Genomic DNA, 627 nt, shown 5'->3' with positions numbered 1-627 from the left:
GGATGGATCGCAACAGAAACCGCCTGGACAAGGCGGGCACCAAGGAAGGCGGACAATTCGCCAATGCCACCACCAACCTTCCGGACATGTGGGGCGAGGGCTTCAACGGTTATCCATTCGGCATCGTTCCGCTCAACTTGATCGGTGGAACGCGAACTCACCCGCTGTTTGCCGCCGCAGGGCGTCGTTACATGGTGCTGGCGGCGATGCGTCTGGCGATGCTGATCAAGATCATCCGCAAGCGCTATCCCAACGACACGGTGAATCTGGTGGGCCACAGCCAGGGCACCTTGCTCGGGTTGTTGGCCCATGCCTTTCTCAAGGATCAGGACGAGCGACCGGCTGATGGCTTCATCATGCTCAACTCGCCTTACAGCCTGTTCCAGCCCAATACTGAAAAGACCCAGAAGTGGCTCGAACAACAAACCACGCCGGCGCGTATTGCCACCCTCAAGGGCATTCTCCAGTTCATCGCCCAGAAACCGAATCCGGTTCCGGCCCTGTCCAGCGTCGCGCTGAAAAACTGCCAGGGCTATGGCGCCATTGGTGGGCCGGGTTGGAGCGGCGGTCCTGCGTCGCACACCACAATCGATGGGCAGCGCGTCTCATTCAATGAACGTGACAACC

Annotated in this window: 1 pseudogene; it reads left to right on the top strand. The window is 59.6% G+C overall.

Annotated features, from left to right (window positions below):
• Nucleotides 1-627: pseudogene (locus J5M73_RS30920) on the top strand (hypothetical protein); the annotation flags it as partial.

The organism is Pseudomonas sp. 50_B (genome assembly GCF_017491625.1).
Classification (GTDB): domain Bacteria; phylum Pseudomonadota; class Gammaproteobacteria; order Pseudomonadales; family Pseudomonadaceae; genus Aquipseudomonas; species Aquipseudomonas danubii.
Note: the sequence above shows the minus strand (reverse complement) of the source record. Positions and strands in the feature narration are given on the sequence as shown.